General features: G+C 70.9%; 15 protein-coding genes. 1 reads left to right on the top strand and 14 read right to left on the bottom strand.

Annotated elements, in window-relative coordinates:
- Positions 1-185: 185 nt before the first annotated feature.
- From ABT025_RS07380 to ABT025_RS07365, 4 genes are all read right to left on the bottom strand, one after another.
- The gene (locus ABT025_RS07380) at positions 186-1,493 is read right to left on the bottom strand and encodes a hypothetical protein (protein WP_350990845.1); all 1,308 of its coding nucleotides are present in this window, start codon (positions 1,491-1,493) and stop codon (positions 186-188) included.
- Positions 1,483-2,073 carry a DUF6114 domain-containing protein gene (locus ABT025_RS07375; RefSeq protein WP_350990844.1) on the bottom strand — a complete coding sequence of 197 codons (591 nt, stop codon included), beginning with the start codon at positions 2,071-2,073 and terminating at the stop codon, positions 1,483-1,485. The genes ABT025_RS07380 and ABT025_RS07375 overlap by 11 nt, the downstream gene beginning before the upstream one ends.
- Positions 2,074-2,168: 95 nt before the next feature.
- Positions 2,169-2,819, bottom strand: a complete 651-nt coding sequence (locus ABT025_RS07370) for a DUF6230 family protein (protein ID WP_350990842.1) — start codon at positions 2,817-2,819, stop codon at positions 2,169-2,171.
- 610 nt (positions 2,820-3,429) lie between these two features.
- The gene (locus ABT025_RS07365) at positions 3,430-4,407 is read right to left on the bottom strand and encodes a tetratricopeptide repeat protein (RefSeq protein ID WP_350990840.1); all 978 of its coding nucleotides are present in this window, start codon (positions 4,405-4,407) and stop codon (positions 3,430-3,432) included.
- Between the two features lie 317 nt (positions 4,408-4,724).
- Between ABT025_RS07365 and ABT025_RS07360 the strand changes: the two genes are divergently transcribed.
- The gene (locus ABT025_RS07360; RefSeq protein ID WP_350990838.1) at positions 4,725-5,351 is read left to right on the top strand and encodes a TetR/AcrR family transcriptional regulator; all 627 of its coding nucleotides are present in this window, start codon (positions 4,725-4,727) and stop codon (positions 5,349-5,351) included.
- Between the two features lie 11 nt (positions 5,352-5,362).
- On the opposite strand, the gene ABT025_RS07355 is transcribed toward ABT025_RS07360, so the two are convergent.
- From ABT025_RS07355 to ABT025_RS07310, 10 genes are all read right to left on the bottom strand, one after another.
- A complete protein-coding gene (locus tag ABT025_RS07355) occupies positions 5,363-6,439 on the bottom strand; it encodes an alpha/beta fold hydrolase (protein ID WP_350990836.1) in 1,077 nt (358 codons plus the stop codon).
- Between the two features lie 83 nt (positions 6,440-6,522).
- On the bottom strand, positions 6,523-8,223 hold the full coding sequence (icmA, locus tag ABT025_RS07350; RefSeq protein ID WP_350990834.1) for a coenzyme B12-dependent isobutyryl-CoA mutase large subunit: 1,701 nt from the start codon (positions 8,221-8,223) through the stop codon (positions 6,523-6,525).
- Positions 8,224-8,395: 172 nt separating this feature from the next.
- Positions 8,396-8,731: a DUF3817 domain-containing protein gene (locus tag ABT025_RS07345; protein WP_350990832.1), complete on the bottom strand. Its 336-nt coding sequence runs from the start codon at positions 8,729-8,731 to the stop codon at positions 8,396-8,398.
- Between the two features lie 79 nt (positions 8,732-8,810).
- Positions 8,811-9,320, bottom strand: coding sequence for a MarR family winged helix-turn-helix transcriptional regulator (locus ABT025_RS07340; RefSeq protein ID WP_350990830.1), 510 nt, complete (start codon positions 9,318-9,320; stop codon positions 8,811-8,813).
- A gap of 118 nt (positions 9,321-9,438) precedes the next feature.
- Positions 9,439-10,332, bottom strand: coding sequence for a siderophore-interacting protein (locus ABT025_RS07335; protein ID WP_350990828.1), 894 nt, complete (start codon positions 10,330-10,332; stop codon positions 9,439-9,441).
- The gene (locus tag ABT025_RS07330) at positions 10,329-12,167 is read right to left on the bottom strand and encodes an ABC transporter ATP-binding protein (protein WP_350990827.1); all 1,839 of its coding nucleotides are present in this window, start codon (positions 12,165-12,167) and stop codon (positions 10,329-10,331) included. The genes ABT025_RS07335 and ABT025_RS07330 overlap by 4 nt, the downstream gene beginning before the upstream one ends.
- Positions 12,164-13,888, bottom strand: coding sequence for an ABC transporter transmembrane domain-containing protein (locus ABT025_RS07325; RefSeq protein WP_350990825.1), 1,725 nt, complete (start codon positions 13,886-13,888; stop codon positions 12,164-12,166). The genes ABT025_RS07330 and ABT025_RS07325 overlap by 4 nt, the downstream gene beginning before the upstream one ends.
- A complete protein-coding gene (locus ABT025_RS07320) occupies positions 13,885-14,778 on the bottom strand; it encodes an ABC transporter ATP-binding protein (protein WP_502971897.1) in 894 nt (297 codons plus the stop codon). Before ABT025_RS07320 ends, ABT025_RS07325 begins: the two co-directional genes overlap by 4 nt.
- Entirely contained in the window at positions 14,775-15,881 is a 1,107-nt protein-coding gene (locus ABT025_RS07315) for a FecCD family ABC transporter permease (protein WP_502971896.1), read from the bottom strand. The genes ABT025_RS07320 and ABT025_RS07315 overlap by 4 nt, the downstream gene beginning before the upstream one ends.
- Positions 15,878-16,960: a FecCD family ABC transporter permease gene (locus ABT025_RS07310; RefSeq protein ID WP_350990823.1), complete on the bottom strand. Its 1,083-nt coding sequence runs from the start codon at positions 16,958-16,960 to the stop codon at positions 15,878-15,880. The genes ABT025_RS07315 and ABT025_RS07310 overlap by 4 nt, the downstream gene beginning before the upstream one ends.
- Between the last annotated feature and the right edge of the window lie 23 nt (positions 16,961-16,983).

The raw sequence follows: 16,983 nt of genomic DNA, 5'->3' as shown, positions 1-16,983 counted from the left end.
ACGGCCCGGGGTTTGGGCATCGACCGGGCCCAGTCGTAGAAGTCGCCGAGCCACCGCGGATCGTCGAGGGTGAACGGGGCGCCGTGGCTGACGAATCCCCCGCCGTGGGTACGACTGTGGCCGCACCCCCTTGCCGGAGGGTGCGGCCACAGTCGTTGTGCGGCTCCCGAACGGGTCCGTGTGCGTCAGCCGGTGCCTTCGGTGAAGTAGTTCTGCAGACCCGGCACCTTCAGCGTCCCGCCGAACTGGCCCGCCTGCTTCAGCTTCACGTTGGTGAAGAACGCGAACGGCACGTTCAGCGGCGGCGGGGTCTCCGGGCTGAAGGTGATCGGGATGAGGCCGAAGAGGTTGCCCTTCAGCTCCTCCGTGTACATCGTCACCTCGCCGTCGCGGATGGTGGACGTGGAGCCCTTCCGCGCCTTCACATGGCCGGTCACGCCCGGCTGCGGGCCGACCGTCAGCTGGTGGAGGTCCTTGATGTCGATGGAGGAGGCGGTGAACTTCAGCACCTTCTTCGTGCTGCCGTCGCCCTTCTCCACCTCGACGATGCCCTTGTAGTCGAGCCCGCTCAGAGTGAGCAGCGAAGTCTCCAGGACCCACGGGTCGTTCGGGAGACGGGGGATGCCCTGCTCCAGATCTGCCGCGGCCAGGGCCTCGGGGTCGGCGGTCGGACACGGGAAGGAGGGCTTGGCTCCGTCCGGGATGTCCTCGTCCGCCTTCGGGTCGAGGCCCTTGACGTCCTCGTCGAGCTCCTCGACCGGCTTACCGGCCTTGTCCGCCGCCTCGCGGATGGCGTCGGTGGTCTTGTCGACCGTGTCCTTCGCCGCGTCCGTGACCTTCTCGACGGACTTGTCGGCAGACTCGTCGGCCGCCTTGTCCGTGGTCTCCGCGGCTGCGGACTTCGAGGGCTCCGGGGTCGCGGTGGCGGACGGGCTCGCCGTCTCCTTGTCCGGTCCGTCGAAGAGGTCCTTGAGCTTGTCACCCAGGCCCAGCGGGTCGAGCGGGTTCGTCGGCTTCGTGGCGGTGGGGCTCGGGCTCGCCGTCGCCTCCGGGGCGTCGGCGCTCTTCCTGGCCGCCTCGGCCGTCGCTTCGTCCGTGGCGCTCGCCGACGCCGACGGGGTGGCCGTGGGCTTCCCGGTCGCCTCGCCGCTCTTGTCCGGCGTGGGCTCGGCGTTCTCGGTGGCCGACGGGGACGGCGTCTTCGACGCCGAGGGCGACGGTTCCGCCGACTCGCTCGGCTCGTCGGAGCGCGTCACACAGGGGCCGGGTGCGAAGGGGATGTTCGTGTTGTCGTCGGCCATCGCGAGCTTGGGGGTGAGCCCCATCCCGACGAAGACCGCCGTCGGCATCGCGGCGAGCGCGAACGCCTTCTTGCCGGACGGCATGTGCAGCTTCGTCAGCAGCGACTTCCTGGGGGCTGCGTGGCGCGGCCCTCTTCGCTCCTGGAAACCGCCCTCCTCCAGGGCGTTCACCTGACTGTCGTCACCCCGCACGATGCCTCCCGCCGTCGGCCTCAACTGTCGTGTCGTAATGCGCCGACTGCTGCTCGGGAACACCCATCCCGTGGAGCGCGGCCTCGGGGTGGACCGGGGCCTGCTCGTCCTTCGCGAACGAGATGCTCTCCGGCGCTTCCTCGCCGGGAGCGCCCGCGGCCGGTCCGGCCTCGTACGCCTTCGGCTCGCCCGGGACCCAGGACACGGAGAGTGCGCCACCGATCATGGCGAACAGGAAGCCGATCAAGAAGCCGCCGATGTTGGCGACGGGTATGGAGATCAGCGCCAGCAGGATCGACGCGACACCGGCGAACACCCGGACGATGTGGTGGAACCACATCGTCAGACCGAGCGTGATCAGCAGGACCCCGATGATGAGCGATCCGGCGCCCGCGGTGGTGGACATGGCCAGCGTCACGTTGCCGAGGTGCATGTTCGCGTACGGGAAGTAAGCGATGGGTACGCCGCCCAGCATGGTGAACAGGCCCGCCCAGAACGGCCGGTTACCCCGCCAGGTACGGAACGTCCGCCGGAAGACGCTGAGGTAGTGCTCGTTCTGCCCTTGGGATTCGGGGCTCATGGAAAACAGCTCCCTGGAACCGGTACTGCTGTGAGAAGGAGAAGTGGGTGGCCGGGGTCCGCCGTGAGGCGTGCCCCGGCCACCCGGGCGAGTGCTTAGTAGCACTCCTTGACGCCCTTGAGCAGCCTCAGCTTCAGGTCAGGAAGCTTGAAGGTGCCGGCCGTGGTGGCCCACGCCTGCTGCCTGACGTTCGTCAGCTTGGCTTCCTCGGCGCGCTGTGAGAACCCGTTCGGGTTGGCCTGGGTTCCGGGCTGGATGCCCGTGCCCTTACTCGTGCGCGGCAGGGAACCGGCAGCGACGCCGATGTCGATGTTCTTGAACTCGGCGTCCGCGTCGAGCTGCGACACGTCGAGGTACAGGCCCTCGGCGTAGACCTTCTCCTTGCCGGTGCCGGCCTTGAGCTGCAGCGTGATGCTGCCGAGGCCGAACGGCAGGTCAGGAGTGACGACCGACTGGCACATGTTGGTGATGGTCGCGTCATGGAAACCCGACACGGCCACGGCGTGGGCCTTGCCCGCAACCTTGGGGTCGGCGCCGTTTTCGGTGGCCACGCTGCCGTACTGCACGAAGTCATGGCCGACCAGCTCATCCGCGCTGACCTTGAACTCCTGGCCGGACACGCTGAACGACGCGGCGAGCGCGCCCTGTGCCAGACCGACACCCACCGCAGCGGTGGCTATGACGCTCGGCACCATGACGACAGCGAAACGCTTCCATCTCGTGCCACCGCGAACCTGGGAACTCATACTTTTCCTCCTTCTCGGACGTACATCTCCGGCCTGGCATCCTGCCCGACCTGGGATGGGAGAAGTGCTACGTCCTCGGAAAGGAGAGCGCCTGCAAACGGAGGCTTCAACCGCGCCCGAATCACTGGCGATCACCCCCGAGCGACAACCACTGGCCACGCGTTCGCGCAACCTGTTCGGACAGGCCCTGCCGATCAGCAGGAACCCCCCTGTCCGGAGTCGGCGCCACTGCCGCCGACCCACTCGGTGGGGACCCAACGGAGCCGCCGCACCGACTGGCAGCCGGACTGGCGTTATTGGACCGAGCGTGGCCGATCGTGGTCCATTCGCGGCCGTGACACAAGGGGGTTCGTTACTCGCTAGTAACGGCCCGATAACCGACCCACGACCGCACGGCACCGGGCAGCCACACAGGGTTGCCTCGATCTGGCAGACGAAAGCCATCATTGGGGAGTCAAATCGGACAGATCGCAATGATCGATTTACTGCGAGTAACAGGGCGTGCTTTTATCAAGATTTGGTAAAGCAGAGGGGGACGGAGGGCTCTCTTATCGCCGGAACGCGAAAACGGCCGTGACCCCCCGCCGGGGGCCACGGCCGTGTTGTCAGATCAGAACAAGACGCGTGCGAGCGCGGTGCGTGCGGCGCCGACGCGCGGGTCGTCGGGGCCGATCACCTCGAAGAGCTCCAACAGGCGGACTCGTACCCGGTCCCGGTCGTCCCCGAAATTCCGCCGGACCGTCTCGACGAGACGCCCGAACGCGTCCTCGACATGACCGCCGACCAGATCGAGGTCGGCCGCGGCGATCTGCGCGTCCGCGTCGCCCGGATTCTCGGCGGCGTCCTTGCGGACCTGCTGCGGGTCCATCTTCTGGACCCGGCCCAGCAGTTCGGCCTGCGCGAGGCCGAGCTTGGCCTCGCTGTTGGCCGGGTCGTCGGAGAGGACGTTCCTGTACGCCTGGACGGAGCCGGCGAAGTCATTGGCGTCCAGCGCCTGCGCGGCCGCCTCCAGAAGCGCGTCGTACGGCCCTGCGGGCACCTCGGGGGCCTCGGTGGCCGCTTCCGGGTCCACCGCATCCCGGTCGACCGCGATGCCGGTGAGCCCGAACCGCTCCTCGCCGACCTGGATCAGCTGGTCCAGCGTCTGCCGGATCTGGGATTCGGGGGCCGCGCCCTGGAAGAGGGGCAGCGCCTGTCCGGCGACGACGGCGAAGACGGCCGGGATGCCCTGGATCCCGAACTGCTGCATCAGCATCTGGTTGGCGTCGACATCGACCTTGGCCAGCAGGAAGCGGCCGTTGTACTCGTGGGCCAGGCGCTCCAGGAGCGGACCCAACTGCTTGCACGGCTCGCACCACTCGGCCCAGAAGTCGATGACGACGGGGACTTCGGCGGAGCGCTGGAGGACATCGTTCTCGAAGCCCGCCTCATCGACGTCGATGACGAGGGAGGAAGCGGGTACGGCCGCGGGGCCGCCCTGCCGGGCGGACTCGGCACGGGCCTGCTCCGCCTTCACCTTGGCCTCACCGGCCGCCTTCACCGCGGCGAGGTCGACGACGCCGCTCATGGACATGTTCCTAGGCTGCATGCGTACATCCTCCCCCCTCGGCGCGCTGTTCCGGAAAGCGTTACGGGAACCGCACCCGTCCGCAGCCCCCGCCGGTGTGCGAGGTGCACGGACAGACACGGCCCGAGGGCCCCTGAAAGACCCGGTTCGACGCCCGGTCCCCACCCGGCGTCTGTGGCTGTTGCTCGTTCGTGGCGCCACGACGGCTGAGCCGTCGTTCTTACGCTACGACCCGTAGCGTAACTGGCCCTCACGCTCGATGCACAAGAGTGTTCGGTGATCTGTCTCACGGCGAACGAGGTCGGCCGGAACTAGCTACTGGCGGGTATGGTCGCGGGATGCTGAGCCGCAGCCACCCCAAACCCTCACGAACGGGACGTCCGCGCAGTGTCGCGGCCGACGAGGCGATCCTCGAGGCCACCAGAGCCTCACTGGTCGACCTCGGCTGGTCGAAGCTGACGATGGGCGATGTGGCGACGCGTGCGGGGGTCGCCAAGACGACCCTGTACCGGCGCTGGGCCGGCAAGAACGAACTGGTCGTGGACGCCGTGGCGGTGCTCTTCGACGAGCTGGAACTGCCGGACCTGGGCAGCCTGTCCGCCGATGTGCAGGCGGTGGTGCTGCAGTTCGCCGCGCTGCTGGAGCGGCCGGAGACCCGGACCGCGCTGATGGCGGTCGTCGCGGAGTCGACCCGCGACGAGGCCCTGCGGACCCGGATCCGCGACTCGATCGTGGACCGGCAGAAGCACCTCGTCCTCCAGGGCCGGCGACGGGCGCAGGAGCGCGGGGAGTTGCCCGTCGAGCAGGACGAGGCCACGGCGGCGCTGACCGCCGACCTGATCTTCGATGTCATCGCCGGTGCGGTGGTGCACCGGGTGCTCGTCAGCGCCGAGCCCGTCGATGCCGACTGGGCCCGGCGCTTCACGCTGCTGCTGCTCACGGGGCTGGGCGCGGCGGCGGGATAGGGGCCTTCGAGCTACTTCTGCCAGGCACAACTGCCCAGCGTGGCCTTGCCGGCGGAGACCAGCCGGTCCGCCTGCTTCGGCGCCATCAGCTTCGTACGGTCGCTGCGGCAGACGACCGTGCGGTCGCCCTGCCCGGCCAGGTCCACCAGGATCTGGTCCCAGTGGCGGTACTGGACGTCATGGCCGGAGTCCGCGTACGTACGCACCACCGGGGTGACCGGCAGCGCCTCGCGCCAGGTGGTGAGGGTGGCCGGCGGGACGGTGGTGTCCTTCTCGCCGCCGTACAGATGGACGGGCGCCTTCAGCTTCGACAGGTCGGGACCGGGGCGCTCGCAGTAGAGCCGCTGCTCGTGCACCTGCGGGGCCGGATCGGACTTCTGGCCGCGCTGGTTGTACGTGCGGGCGCCTTCCTCGTACGCGGTGTCGGCGAAGCCCGGGATGGACTTGACGGCGCTGTCGTCGGGGAACGCCCACCACGAGCGCGGGTCGGCGATCGAGTCCTTGACCGCGTCGGCGAGCGCGTCGTCGCTCAGGCCGCAGTACGCGGGCTTCGCGCCGTACGGCGGGAGTGCGGCGGCGAGATGGAGGGCCTGGATGCGCCCGGGGGCGCGGGCGGCGAGCTCGGCGGCGTACGGTCCGCCGCCGGAGATCGCGATCACCGAGACCTTCCGGACCCCGATCCTGTCGAGGACCTCCAGTGCGTCCTTCGCGAAGTCGGCCTTGCCGAGGGACGGGTCGTAGTCGGTGTCGCCGAAGCCGTTGCGTTCCACCGAGATCAGCCGGAGGCCGAACGACTCCCGGGTGGACCGGAAGAAGTCCGTCATGTGCGCGGCCCGCGCGCTGGTTCCGGTGCCGCCGACGAAGAGGACCGGCGTACCGCCCCGGCGCCCCTCGTCGATGTAGTGCGCGGTCCGGCCGGAGGAGAGCTCCGCCGCCTTCACGTCCGGCCCGAGCGAGTCGAAGGCGTCCTGCACCCCCGGCTTCGGTGCCGGTGCGGCGCTGACCGCCGCCGAACCGCTGACCAGCAGCGTTCCGAGTACGGCGAGTGCGGCGCCCGCGGCCGCGGTGATTCTCCCGGACAGTCTCACGGTGTTCCTCCAGGGTGGTGCGAGTGTCGCGGCCGCGCCTACCCGGACCCCTGGAGGTGACACCTGTAACTGCCGACCACCTGTCAGAAGCCGGGCGGCTCCGTGTAGGTACCCCACTCCTCGCGCAGCACCCCGCAGATCTCTCCGAGGGTCGCCTCCGCACGTACGGCGTCGAGCATCGGCGCGATCATGTTGGAGCCGTCACGGGCGGCGGCCAGCATCGCGTCCAGCGCCGCGCCGACCCGGGCGTCGTCGCGGCCCTCCTTGCGGCCGGCCAGGTCGCGGACCTGCTCGCGCTCGACCTCGTGGCTGACCCGCAGGATCTCCAGGTCGCCGGTGACCGAGCCGAGGGCGACGTTGACGCCGACGACGCGCTTGTCGCCCTTCTCCAGCGACTGCTGGTACTGGAAGGCCGATTCGGCGATCTCGCCGGTGAACCAGCCGTCCTCGATGCCGCGCAGGATGCCGGAGGTCATCGGCCCGATGGGGTGCTGCCCGTCGGGGTGGGCGCGGGTGCCGCGCTCCCGGATCTGGTCGAAGATCTTCTCGGCCTCCGCCTCGATCCGGTCGGTGAGCTGTTCCACGTACCAGGAACCGCCCAGCGGGTCGGCCACGTTGGCGACGCCGGTCTCCTCCATCAGCACCTGCTGGGTGCGCAGCGCGATCTCGGCGGCCTGCGCGGAGGGGAGCGCGAGGGTCTCGTCGAGGGCGTTGGTGTGCAGGGAGTTGGTGCCGCCGAGGACGGCGGAGAGCGCCTCCACGGCGGTGCGTACGACGTTGTTGTACGGCTGCTGGGCGGTGAGCGAGACGCCGGCCGTCTGGGTGTGGAAACGGAGCCACTGCGCCTTGTCGGTCTTCGCGCCGTACGTCTCCTTCATCCAGCGGGCCCAGATCCGGCGGGCCGCGCGGAACTTGGCGATCTCCTCGAAGAAGTCGAGGTGCGCGTCGAAGAAGAAGGAGAGTCCGGGGGCGAAGGTGTCGACGTCCATCCCGCGGGAGAGGCCCAGCTCCACGTAGCCGAAGCCGTCGGCGAGGGTGTACGCGAGCTCCTGCGCGGCCGTGGCCCCGGCCTCGCGGATGTGGTACCCGGAGACGGACAGCGGCTTGTAGGCGGGGATGTCGCGGGCGCAGTGCTCCATCAGGTCGCCGATGAGGCGCAGGTGGGGCTCGGGCTGGAAGAGCCACTCCTTCTGCGCGATGTACTCCTTGAAGATGTCCGTCTGCAGCGTGCCGTTGAGCACGGCCGGATCGATGCCCTGGCGCTCGGCGGCGACCAGGTACATGCAGAAGACGGGCACGGCGGGACCGCTGATCGTCATCGACGTCGTGACGTCGCCGAGCGGGATGTCCTTGAAGAGGACCTCCATGTCGGCGGCGGAGTCGATGGCCACACCGCAGTGGCCGACCTCGCCTAGCGCGCGGGGGTCGTCGGAGTCCCGGCCCATCAGCGTGGGCATGTCGAAGGCGACGCTCAGCCCGCCGCCGCCCGCGGCGAGGATCATCTTGTAGCGCTCGTTGGTCTGCTCGGCGTTGCCGAAGCCGGCGAACTGGCGGATGGTCCAGGTACGGCCGCGGTAGCCGGTCGCGTGGAGCCCCCGGGTGAAGGGGTACTCGCCGGGCCAGCCGATCCGGTCGAAGCCGTCGTACGCGTCCCCGGGCCGGGGGCCGTAGACGGGCTCGACGGGATCCCCGGAGAGCGTGGTGAAGTCCGCGTCACGCTTGCGGGCCTTGTCGTAACGGGCCTGCCAGCGTTGGCGGCCTTCCTCGATCGCGTCAGCGTCCATGCCCATCAATTTACTAGGACGTCCTAGTAAATGTCGATGACAAACCGCCCGGCGCTTCGCGCGGGGCGGTTCGGATCATGCTTTCGGATCAGGCCGCTCGAATCGGACCGTTCGGATCAGGTCGTTCGGTTCGGAGCGTTCGGATCAGGCCGTACGGATCGGAACGATCGGGTCAGGCCTTCGCGGTCACGGCGGAGGACGCGTCCGTGATCAGCGGCTCGACCTCGCGGACGACCTTGCGCTCCACGAAGAACGCGGCCGTCGGGATGGTGCCGGAGAGCAGCACCCAGGCCAGCTTGCCCATCGGCCACTTCGCCTTGGAGCCGAGGTCGAAGGCGAAGATCAGGTAGATGATGTACAGCACGCCGTGGATCTGGGAGACGACGAGGGTCAGCCCCTCACCCTTCTCGAAGCCGTACTTGAAGATCATGCATACGCAGAGGATCAGCAACATGACGGCGGTGACGTAAGCCATCACCCGATAGCGGGTCAGCACACTGCGTTTCATGCCATCGAGCGTAACCGGACACCCGGGGCGATCTTGCAGCGGGCCCGGGGGCCGGAACGGCCCCTCTCGGAGGGTCCGCTCAGACCTCCTCGAAGTCCTGGGCCGCGATGCGCAGCGGGCGCAGCAGGGCGAAGATCTCCGCGCATTCCTCGGCGTCGTACACCCCGAGGCCGAACTCCATCGCGTTCAGCTCATGGGTGGCGGACTCGACGACCTCACGGCCCTTGTCGGTGATGGAGGCGAGGGTTCCGCGGCCGTCGTTCGGGTTGGGGCGTTTGTCCACAAGCCCGGAGCGCACCAGCCGGTCCACGGTGTTCGTCACCGAGGTGGGGTGGACCATCAGCCGCTCGCCGATCTTGGACATCGGCAGCTCACCGGCCTGCGAGAAGGTGAGCAGCACCAGTGCCTCGTACCGCGCGAAGGTGAGTCCGTACGGTTTGACGACCGCGTCGACCTCGGCGAGCAGGATCTGCTGCGCACGCATGATCGAGGTGATCGCCCCCATGGAGGGCACCGGGCCCCAGCGCTGCTGCCAGAGTTCGTCGGCGCGGGCAATGGGATCGAAGGGGAGACTGAGCGGCTTCGGCACGCCGTCGACCTTACCCATTGGCCACATGTCGGTCCCCCCTGTCTCGAACTTCGGTCCGAATACGGGTGAGCGGTGGCACCGGCCGTGCCGCAGCAGGGCCGGTGGGCCGTCCCCCGGGTCACAGACCCAGCGTGCTGAGCCGCTCCTCGTACCGGATGGTGAGGTCCTCGGGCTCGTCTGCCGGGTTGTCCCACATGCGGTCGAGTTCGGACCGCACGTCAGCGGGCAGTGCCTCGTAGCGCTCGGTCCAGGTGTCCCCGTCCGGCATCCAGTAGCCGACGACCTTGAAGCGCTCGGCGGGAAGCTTCAGCTCCTTGCGCAGATAGCGGCGTACGGCGCGCAGCGCGTTCGTCTGGCCGGCGACCCACACGTAGCCGCCGGTCAGGTCGGTGCCGGGCGGGATCGCGGCCTCGACCAGCTCGGCCAGGCGGCTCGGGCCGTGGCCGTTGCCGCCGTACGTCCAGGTCGCCCGGACGCCGGGCCGGTCCGGGAGCGGCTGGACGGCGGCCGCGTCGGGGACCTCCAGGACGGCCCGGGTTGTGACGCCGCCCGGGGCGTTCTCGACGAGGCGTCCGGCGGCGGGCAGACCGCTCAGGTCGGAGACCAGGACCTGCCAGGCGAGGTCTGCCGGGGGGCTGTAGAGGCCGGCGGGAGAGTTGAGACCGATCACGTCTCCGGGGCGCGCGGCGGCGGCCCAGCCGGACGCCGTCCCGTGGCCGTGCAGCACGAAGTCGATGTCGATCTCACCGGCCTCCGGGCGGGCGGACCGGATGGTGTAGTTGCGGACGGGGGCCTCGGGCTGCCCTTCGGGGGTCCGCCAGCCGCCGTTCTCCGTCGATTCGGGCAGGGAGACATCGGTGCGGTCGGCGCCGTGGGGGAAGAACAGACGCACGTACTCGTCGCCGACGCCCGTGGACGTGAACGCGGCGAGGTCCTCGCCGTGGAACGTGATGCGGGCCATGGAGGGGGTGAGCGGCCGGACGCGGGCCACCACAGCGCGGTAGATGGTCATGAGTGCTGCTCCTTCGTGTGGGTACGGGTGTGCTGGTCCGGAATCGGGCGAGGGCCGGTGCCGGTGTACGCGTCCCAGAGGGCGGCGTACTCCCCCGCCGAGGCCAGCAGTTCGTCGTGCGTGCCCTGCTCCGCGACCTCGCCGCGTCGGAGGACGATGATGCGGTCCGCTTCACGCGCCTGTTCCAGGCGGTGCGCCACGATCACGCTGGTGCGTCCGCGGGTGACGCGTTCCAGAGCCGTCCGCAGCGGCGTGCGGGTCTGCGGGCCGGACTGTGCGGTGGCCTCGTCGAGGACGACGACGTCCGGGTCGGCGATCAGCGCGCGGGCCAGCGCCAGGTGCTGGACCGCGCCGTCGTCGAGGGGGGTGCCGCCGTCGCCGAGGACGGTGTCGAGCCCCGCCGGCGTCTCCAGCGCCCAGCCGGCTCCGGCCTCGCCGAGGGCCCGGCGGAGTTCGTCGTCGGTGGCGGCGGGCCGGGCGATCCTCAGGTTGTCCGCCAGGGTGCCGCCGAACAGATGGATCTCCTGGGTGACCAGATACCGGGCCGGGGTCCGGGTGGCCTCCGCGTCCGCGGCGGTGATCTCTCCGCGGTCCGGTTCGCTCAGGCCCGCGATCAGGTGGGCCAGCGTGCTCTTGCCGGAGCCGCTCGCACCGACGAGCGCGAGGCTCGTGCCCGCGGGCACGTGGAGCGAGACGTCGCGCAGGGCTTGGCGCGTCCCGTCGTACGAGAACGAGACGCCCTTCACGTCGACCGCCGGGCACTGACGCGTCCGCGGGGCCCCGGTCCGCGCATGGCCGTCGCCGATGCCGCCGTCATCGGTGCCGCCGCCACCCGGGCCGCGGACGCGGCCCAGGTCGGTGACGCCGACGAGCCGTGACAGCCCCGCCATCGCCCGCTGGATGTCGTCCAGGCTCCCCAGCAGCGCCCCGACGGGACCGAAGAGGCGGTGGAAGTAGAGGGCCGCGGCCGTGGCGGCGCCCACCGAGATGGCCCCGGAGCCGAGGAGTGCGAAGCCCGTGACGAGCACGGCCGCGAGGCCGAGGAACTCCGCCGCGTTGAGCAGGCCCGTGAACCGGTTGCGCAGCCGTACACCGTCGCGCTGCCGGGCGATGGCCAGTTCGCTGTGTGCGGCCAGCTCGCCGAGGTGCCTGCCCTGGGTCCGGTAGCTACGGATCGTCTCGGCGCCGTGCACCGCCTCTATGACGGACTGGCCACGGGTGGACTCCAGCCGGCGGATGTCCGCGTACACGAGGTGCGAGCGGGCGAGGAACTGCCGGGTGGCGAGCACGTGGACGGGCAGGCAGATCAGGCCGGCGAGGGCCAGGCGGACGTCGAGGACCGCGAGGCCGACCAGGCTCAGTCCGATCGTGAAGCTCGCGTCGGTCACGTCGGGAAGCACGTCGGAGGCCGCTTCGGAGATCGCTTCGACATCGCGTGTCACACGGGAGACGACATCGGAGCTGTCCGAGGACTCCAGGGTGCTCGCCGGCAGGTGGACCGCGGTCTCGAACACGTCCTCGCGCAGCGTGGCGAGAACACCTTGCACGAGTACGACCAGCATCCGGCCGCCGGTGTGGGCGAGTGCGGCCCCGGCGACGGCGACGAGCACAAGGACGGCACCGAGCACCGTGACGCGGCCGCGCCCGCCCCCGTCCGCGACGGTGTCCACGATGCCGCCCAGGAGCGGGGGCGTGGCGAGGGTGACGGCCGTACCGCCGAGCAGGGTGAGCAGCGGGACGGCGAGCCGGCCTCGGTGGGCGCCGAGCCGGCGGACGAGCTCCTGGCGGGTGCGCCGGGGGCCGGCGATGGGCAAGGTGCCGTGCGCGGGGGTCACCGGCTGGTTCCGTTCGGTTCGGGGTGGCCGCCGCCGAGGTCGACGACCCGGTCGCAGGCCGAGAGCAGGATCCGGCTGGTCGTGATCAGGAGCGTCGTGGAGGGCAGGCCGCGCAGCCCTTCGGCGATGCGCTGTTCGGTCACCGGGTCGACCGCGGTGGTGGGTTCGTCGAGGACGACGAGGTCGGCTTCGGTGTGCAGCGCGCGGGCGAGCAGCAGGCGCTGACGCTGGCCGCCGGAGAGCCTGCGGCCGTGCTCGCCGACCTCGGCCCGGTCGCCCCCGACCCGTTCGAGTACGTCGTCGAGCATCGCGGCTCGCAGTACGGCCGGGTCGCACTCGCCCCCGGCGGGGGTGAGGTTGACGCGCAGGGTGCCGGAGAACACCGCACCGTGGTGGGGAGGGGCCGCGATGCGGGCGCGCACCGGATCCGGGCCGAGGTCGACGGCGTCGACGCCGCCGACCAGGAGTTCGCCGCGGCGGAGCGGGACGCGGTAGCCGAGCCGGTCGCTGAGCTCCCTCGCGTGGCCGGGGTCGCGGGGGACGACGCCGAGGAGTTCGCCGGGCCGCAGGTCGAGAGGCTCGCCGTGCCCGGGCGGATGCCACCGCAGCGCGCGGGCGGGGGCGGAAGCGGCGACAGGGGCGGGCGTGGAAGCGGCGGCGGCGACGGCGACGGCCAAAGCCGAAGCGGAGGCGGGCGCGAAAGCGGCTTCGGGTGTGTCGATCAGCGGCGGTTCGTCCAGCAGATCGCCCAGACGACGGGCCGAGGCACGCTTGTGGATCCAGTTGGAGGCGAACGTACCGACATGGGCCAGCGAGCCCTGGAGGAACTGGGCGAGTCCGAGGACGGTGACGAGCTGCCCGACGGTGATGTCGCCGTCGAGGGCGAGATACCCCGACGCCGTCGCGAGCGCGGCGAGGAACACCCCCGACAGCAGCGTGCTGAAACTGCCGTACGCCAGAAGCGAGCGCGCGGTGGCCACGGCTCCGCGCCTCGACTCCTCACTCGCGGTGCGGTAGCGGCGGGCGGCCTCCGGCCGGGCGTTCATACCGATGACCACCCGGAGCCCGGTGATCAGGTCGGTGGCCACCTCGCCCGCCCGGGCCGCGGAACTCTGCTCCGCCATCCCCCTGGCCTCCAGCGGCATCGAGACCCGCCGCATCACGACGAGCACCAGGACCGTACTGGCCATGACACCCAGTCCCAGGGGCACGGAGATCATGAGCAGCGCCGTCGACGCCGTGAGGATCGCGGTGACGGTCGAGGCCTGCTGCACGACGCTCCAGGACACCCCGGCGACCCGGTAGGTGTCGGAGGAGACCAGGGAGAGCGCCTCCCCCGGGCCTGGCCGGCGGCGCAGGGAGCGCGGGTCCAGCAGCCGGGTCATCACACGCTGCCGCAGCTCGTGCTCGCCGTGGCCGTAGACGTCCACCATGGCCGTCGAAGCCCGCTGGTACGACAGGGACAGGACGACGAAGACCACACCGAGCACGCCGAGCCACCCGAGCAGGGCGGAGCGGTCCGAGGGCGCCAGTGCCCGGTCGATGACGACGCCGATGAGGATCGGCACCAGCGCCTCGCAGAGCTGATGGACCATGAACGCGAGGGTGGTGAGGGTGAGCCGGAGCCCGCGGCCGTCGTGCAGGAGCGCGACCCGGAACAGGGCCGGGACGGAGTTCGGCCCCTGACCGCCGCCGGTACGGGCGGTGGTGGTCCCCTTCACCGGGCGTCCCGCTGCCGGCCCAGGGGAATGACCATGGGCGTGCCCGTGACCGGGTCGGGGACGACCTGGCAGGGCAGGTCGAACACGTCCTTCACGAGGGCGGCGGTCACGACCTCCTGCGGGGTGCCCTCGGCGACGACCCGGCCGTCGCGCATGGCGATGAGGTGGCTCGCGTAGCGCGCCGCGTGGTTCAGGTCGTGGAGTACGGCGACGAGCGTGTTCCCGGCGCGGTGCAGATCGGTGAACAGCTCCAGCAGGTCGATCTGGTGGGCGATGTCGAGGAAGGTGGTCGGTTCGTCCAGCAGCAGGATCGGGGTCTGCTGGGCGAGGACCATCGCCACCCAGACGCGCTGGCGCTGGCCGCCGGAGAGTTCGTCCACCGGTCTGCCGGACAGCTCCGTGACGGAGGTGGCCGCCATGGCGTCCAGTACGGCTTGCTCGTCCTGCCGGGTCCACTGGCGCATCAGCTTCTGGTGCGGGTGACGCCCCCGGGCGATCAGATCGGCGACGGTGATCCCGTCGGGCGCCAGCGAGGTCTGCGGCAGCAGTCCGAGTGTCCGTGCCACTTCCCTGGAGCCGTACTCCGCGATGGACCGGCCGTCGAGGACGACCCTTCCGGCGCTGGGCTTCAGCAGCCGGGACACGGCACGCAACAGAGTCGACTTGCCGCAGGCGTTGGGGCCGATGATGACGGTGAACGACCGGTCCGGGATGCGTACGTCCAGGTGCTCCGAGACGGGCCGCCGGCCGTAGCCGATGGACGCGTCGAGCACCTCCAGCCTGGCCGGGACCGGGGTCCGGGTGCGCTGCGTCGTGAGGGTCACGGGTACTCCTGGAAGGGCGGCGGGGGCGGCGGGGCGGGCTCGGGGCGACGGGGCCGGTGCGGTCATCCGCGCCGCCCCGCGTACTGGCGGGCGAGCAGCCAGGCCAGATAGGCCCCGCCGACGCACACCGTGACGACGCCCACGGGCAGGTCGATGCGCTGGGCGATGAAGTCGGCGCCGACCAGGACCGCGGCGCCGGTCAGCGCAGCCGGGACGATCCGCACCGTGGTGGAGCCGCGCGTCAGCCGCTGGGCGATCTGCGGTGCGGCGAGCGCGATGAAGGAGATCGGGCCGACCGCCGCGGTCACGAGCGCGGTGAGCGCGACCCCGACGAACGTGGCCGCGAGCCGTGCGCGCTGCGCCCTGACCCCGAGGGCCACGGCCGCGTCGTCGCCCAGCTCCAGATGGGTCAGGGGCCGCACCACGGCCGCCGAGCAGATCAGCAGGACGACGAAGACGACCGCCGTCGCCCACAGTTGCTCGAAGCCGAGTCCGCTCAGGGAACCCGCTCCCCAGCTCGCCGCCAGCATCGCCTGCTGCGGGTTGACGGAGAGCAGGAGCATCGAGGTGAGGGAGTTGAGGAACGCGCCGACGGCGATCCCGACGATGATGAGACGGAAGGGGGCCAGCCCGCCCCGGTAGGCCAGCAGATACACCAGGAGTGCGGTCAGCGCCCCGCCGGTCAGCGAACCCGCGGCGACCGCGAGGTAGTTGGCGGTGCCGAGCACGAGCATCACGACGCTGGCGCCCGCGTACGAACCGGAGGCGAAGCCGATCACGTCGGGCGAGCCCAGCGGGTTCTTGGTGAGCGACTGGAAGAGCGCGCCGCTGATGGCGAGGGCCGCGCCGCAGACGATCGCGAACAGCAGCCGGGGCAGCCGCCAGGTCACGACCACCAGCCGGTCGCGGGAGTCGGCGTCCGGGTCGAACAGGGCGGACAGCACCTGGGCCGGGTTGAGCGAGATGGACCCGGTGCCGAGCGCGAGGACACCGAGGGCGGCCACGACGGCGGCCAGGGCGGCGCAGACGAGGACGGACCTGCGCTCGATGCGCAGAGCCGTTCCGGCCCGCCGCCAGGTCCAGACGGCCCGGCCGAAGTCGACCCGGTCCGGCGCGGCCGGGTCCGTGGTGCCGGCGGTCGCGGCCCGCTTCGTTGTTCCTGGGGTCACAGGGTGCTCACCTTCCGGCGCCGGACGAGCGCGACGAGGACGGGTGCGCCGACGAGCGCGGTGACGAGTCCGACCCGCATCTCGCCGGAGGGCAGGAGCACGCGTCCGATGATGTCGGCGGCCAGCAGGAAGGCGGGCGCGACGATGATCGTGACGGGCAGGATCCAGCGCTGGTCGGGCCCCGTGAACCAGCGCACGATGTGGGGCACCATCAGCCCGACGAACGAGATCGGACCGGCGACGGCGACGGAGGTCCCGGCCAGCAGGGTGACGGCGAGGACCAGGACCACCCGGGTCAGGGTGAGACGGGTGCCCAGGGACCGGGCGAGGTCGTCACCCAGCGCAAGGGCGTTGAGCGAGCCCGCGCTGCACAGCCCGAGGACGAGCCCGGCGCCGATCAGCGGCAGGGCGATGGGGAGGATGTCGAGCGACCGGCCGCCGATGGAGCCGACGCCCCAGAACCGCATGATGTCGAACGTGGTCGTGTTCTTGAGGGCCATGGCGGAGGTGAAGCCGCCGCACACGGCGGTGAACGCGACGCCCGCGAGGGTGAGTTTGACCGGGCTGCCCCGGTCGGCGCCGATCGAGCCGAGCGTGTAGACGAGCACGGTGAGCCCGAAGGCCCCCGCCAGCGCGAACCAGATGAACTGGCCGGCGCCGGTGTACCCGAGTACGGCGACGGCGAACGTCACCGCGAGGCTCGCGCCCGCGTTCACACCGAGGATGCCGGGATCGGCCAGGGGGTTACGGGTGAACGCCTGGATCAGCGCGCCGCTGAGGCCGAGGGCCGCGCCGACGACCAGCCCGATCACCGTGCGCGGCACGCGCAGTTCACGCACCATCACGTGCTCGTCGGAGTCGTCGAAGTGGAACAGCGCGTCCCACACCGTGCCGGGAGCGATGGACCGGGCGCCGACCATCACGCTGAGGACGGCGACGGCGAGCAGCAGCACGGTCGCGGCCAGCAGGATCAGCAGGCGGTTCCGGGTGCGCGGGGCCGGGCCCGCGCCGCGGCGCGGGCCCGGCACATCGTGCGCCGTACCGGTGGTGAGGTCACCCGTGGGTGGGGCGGTCGTCATGGTTGTCCTTGGGAGAGGGCGTC

The sequence above is a fragment of the Streptomyces sp. NPDC002809 genome (genome assembly GCF_040295435.1).
GTDB lineage: Bacteria > Actinomycetota > Actinomycetes > Streptomycetales > Streptomycetaceae > Streptomyces.
This window is presented reverse-complemented; position numbering and strand designations above follow the sequence as displayed.

Bases quoted from the DNA above. Each gene is read 5' to 3' on its own strand.
- ABT025_RS07375 (WP_350990844.1), bottom strand. From the start codon at position 2,073: ATGAGCCCCGAATCCCAAGGGCAGAACGAGCACTACCTCAGCGTCTTC.
- ABT025_RS07370 (WP_350990842.1), bottom strand. From the start codon at position 2,819: ATGAGTTCCCAGGTTCGCGGTGGCACGAGATGGAAGCGTTTCGCTGTC.
- ABT025_RS07365 (WP_350990840.1), bottom strand. From the start codon at position 4,407: ATGCAGCCTAGGAACATGTCCATGAGCGGCGTCGTCGACCTCGCCGCG.
- ABT025_RS07360 (WP_350990838.1), top strand. From the start codon at position 4,725: ATGCTGAGCCGCAGCCACCCCAAACCCTCACGAACGGGACGTCCGCGC.
- icmA (WP_350990834.1), bottom strand. From the start codon at position 8,223: ATGGACGCTGACGCGATCGAGGAAGGCCGCCAACGCTGGCAGGCCCGT.
- ABT025_RS07345 (WP_350990832.1), bottom strand. From the start codon at position 8,731: ATGAAACGCAGTGTGCTGACCCGCTATCGGGTGATGGCTTACGTCACC.
- ABT025_RS07335 (WP_350990828.1), bottom strand. From the start codon at position 10,332: ATGACCATCTACCGCGCTGTGGTGGCCCGCGTCCGGCCGCTCACCCCC.
- ABT025_RS07320 (WP_502971897.1), bottom strand. From the start codon at position 14,778: ATGACCGCACCGGCCCCGTCGCCCCGAGCCCGCCCCGCCGCCCCCGCC.
- ABT025_RS07310 (WP_350990823.1), bottom strand. From the start codon at position 16,960: ATGACGACCGCCCCACCCACGGGTGACCTCACCACCGGTACGGCGCAC.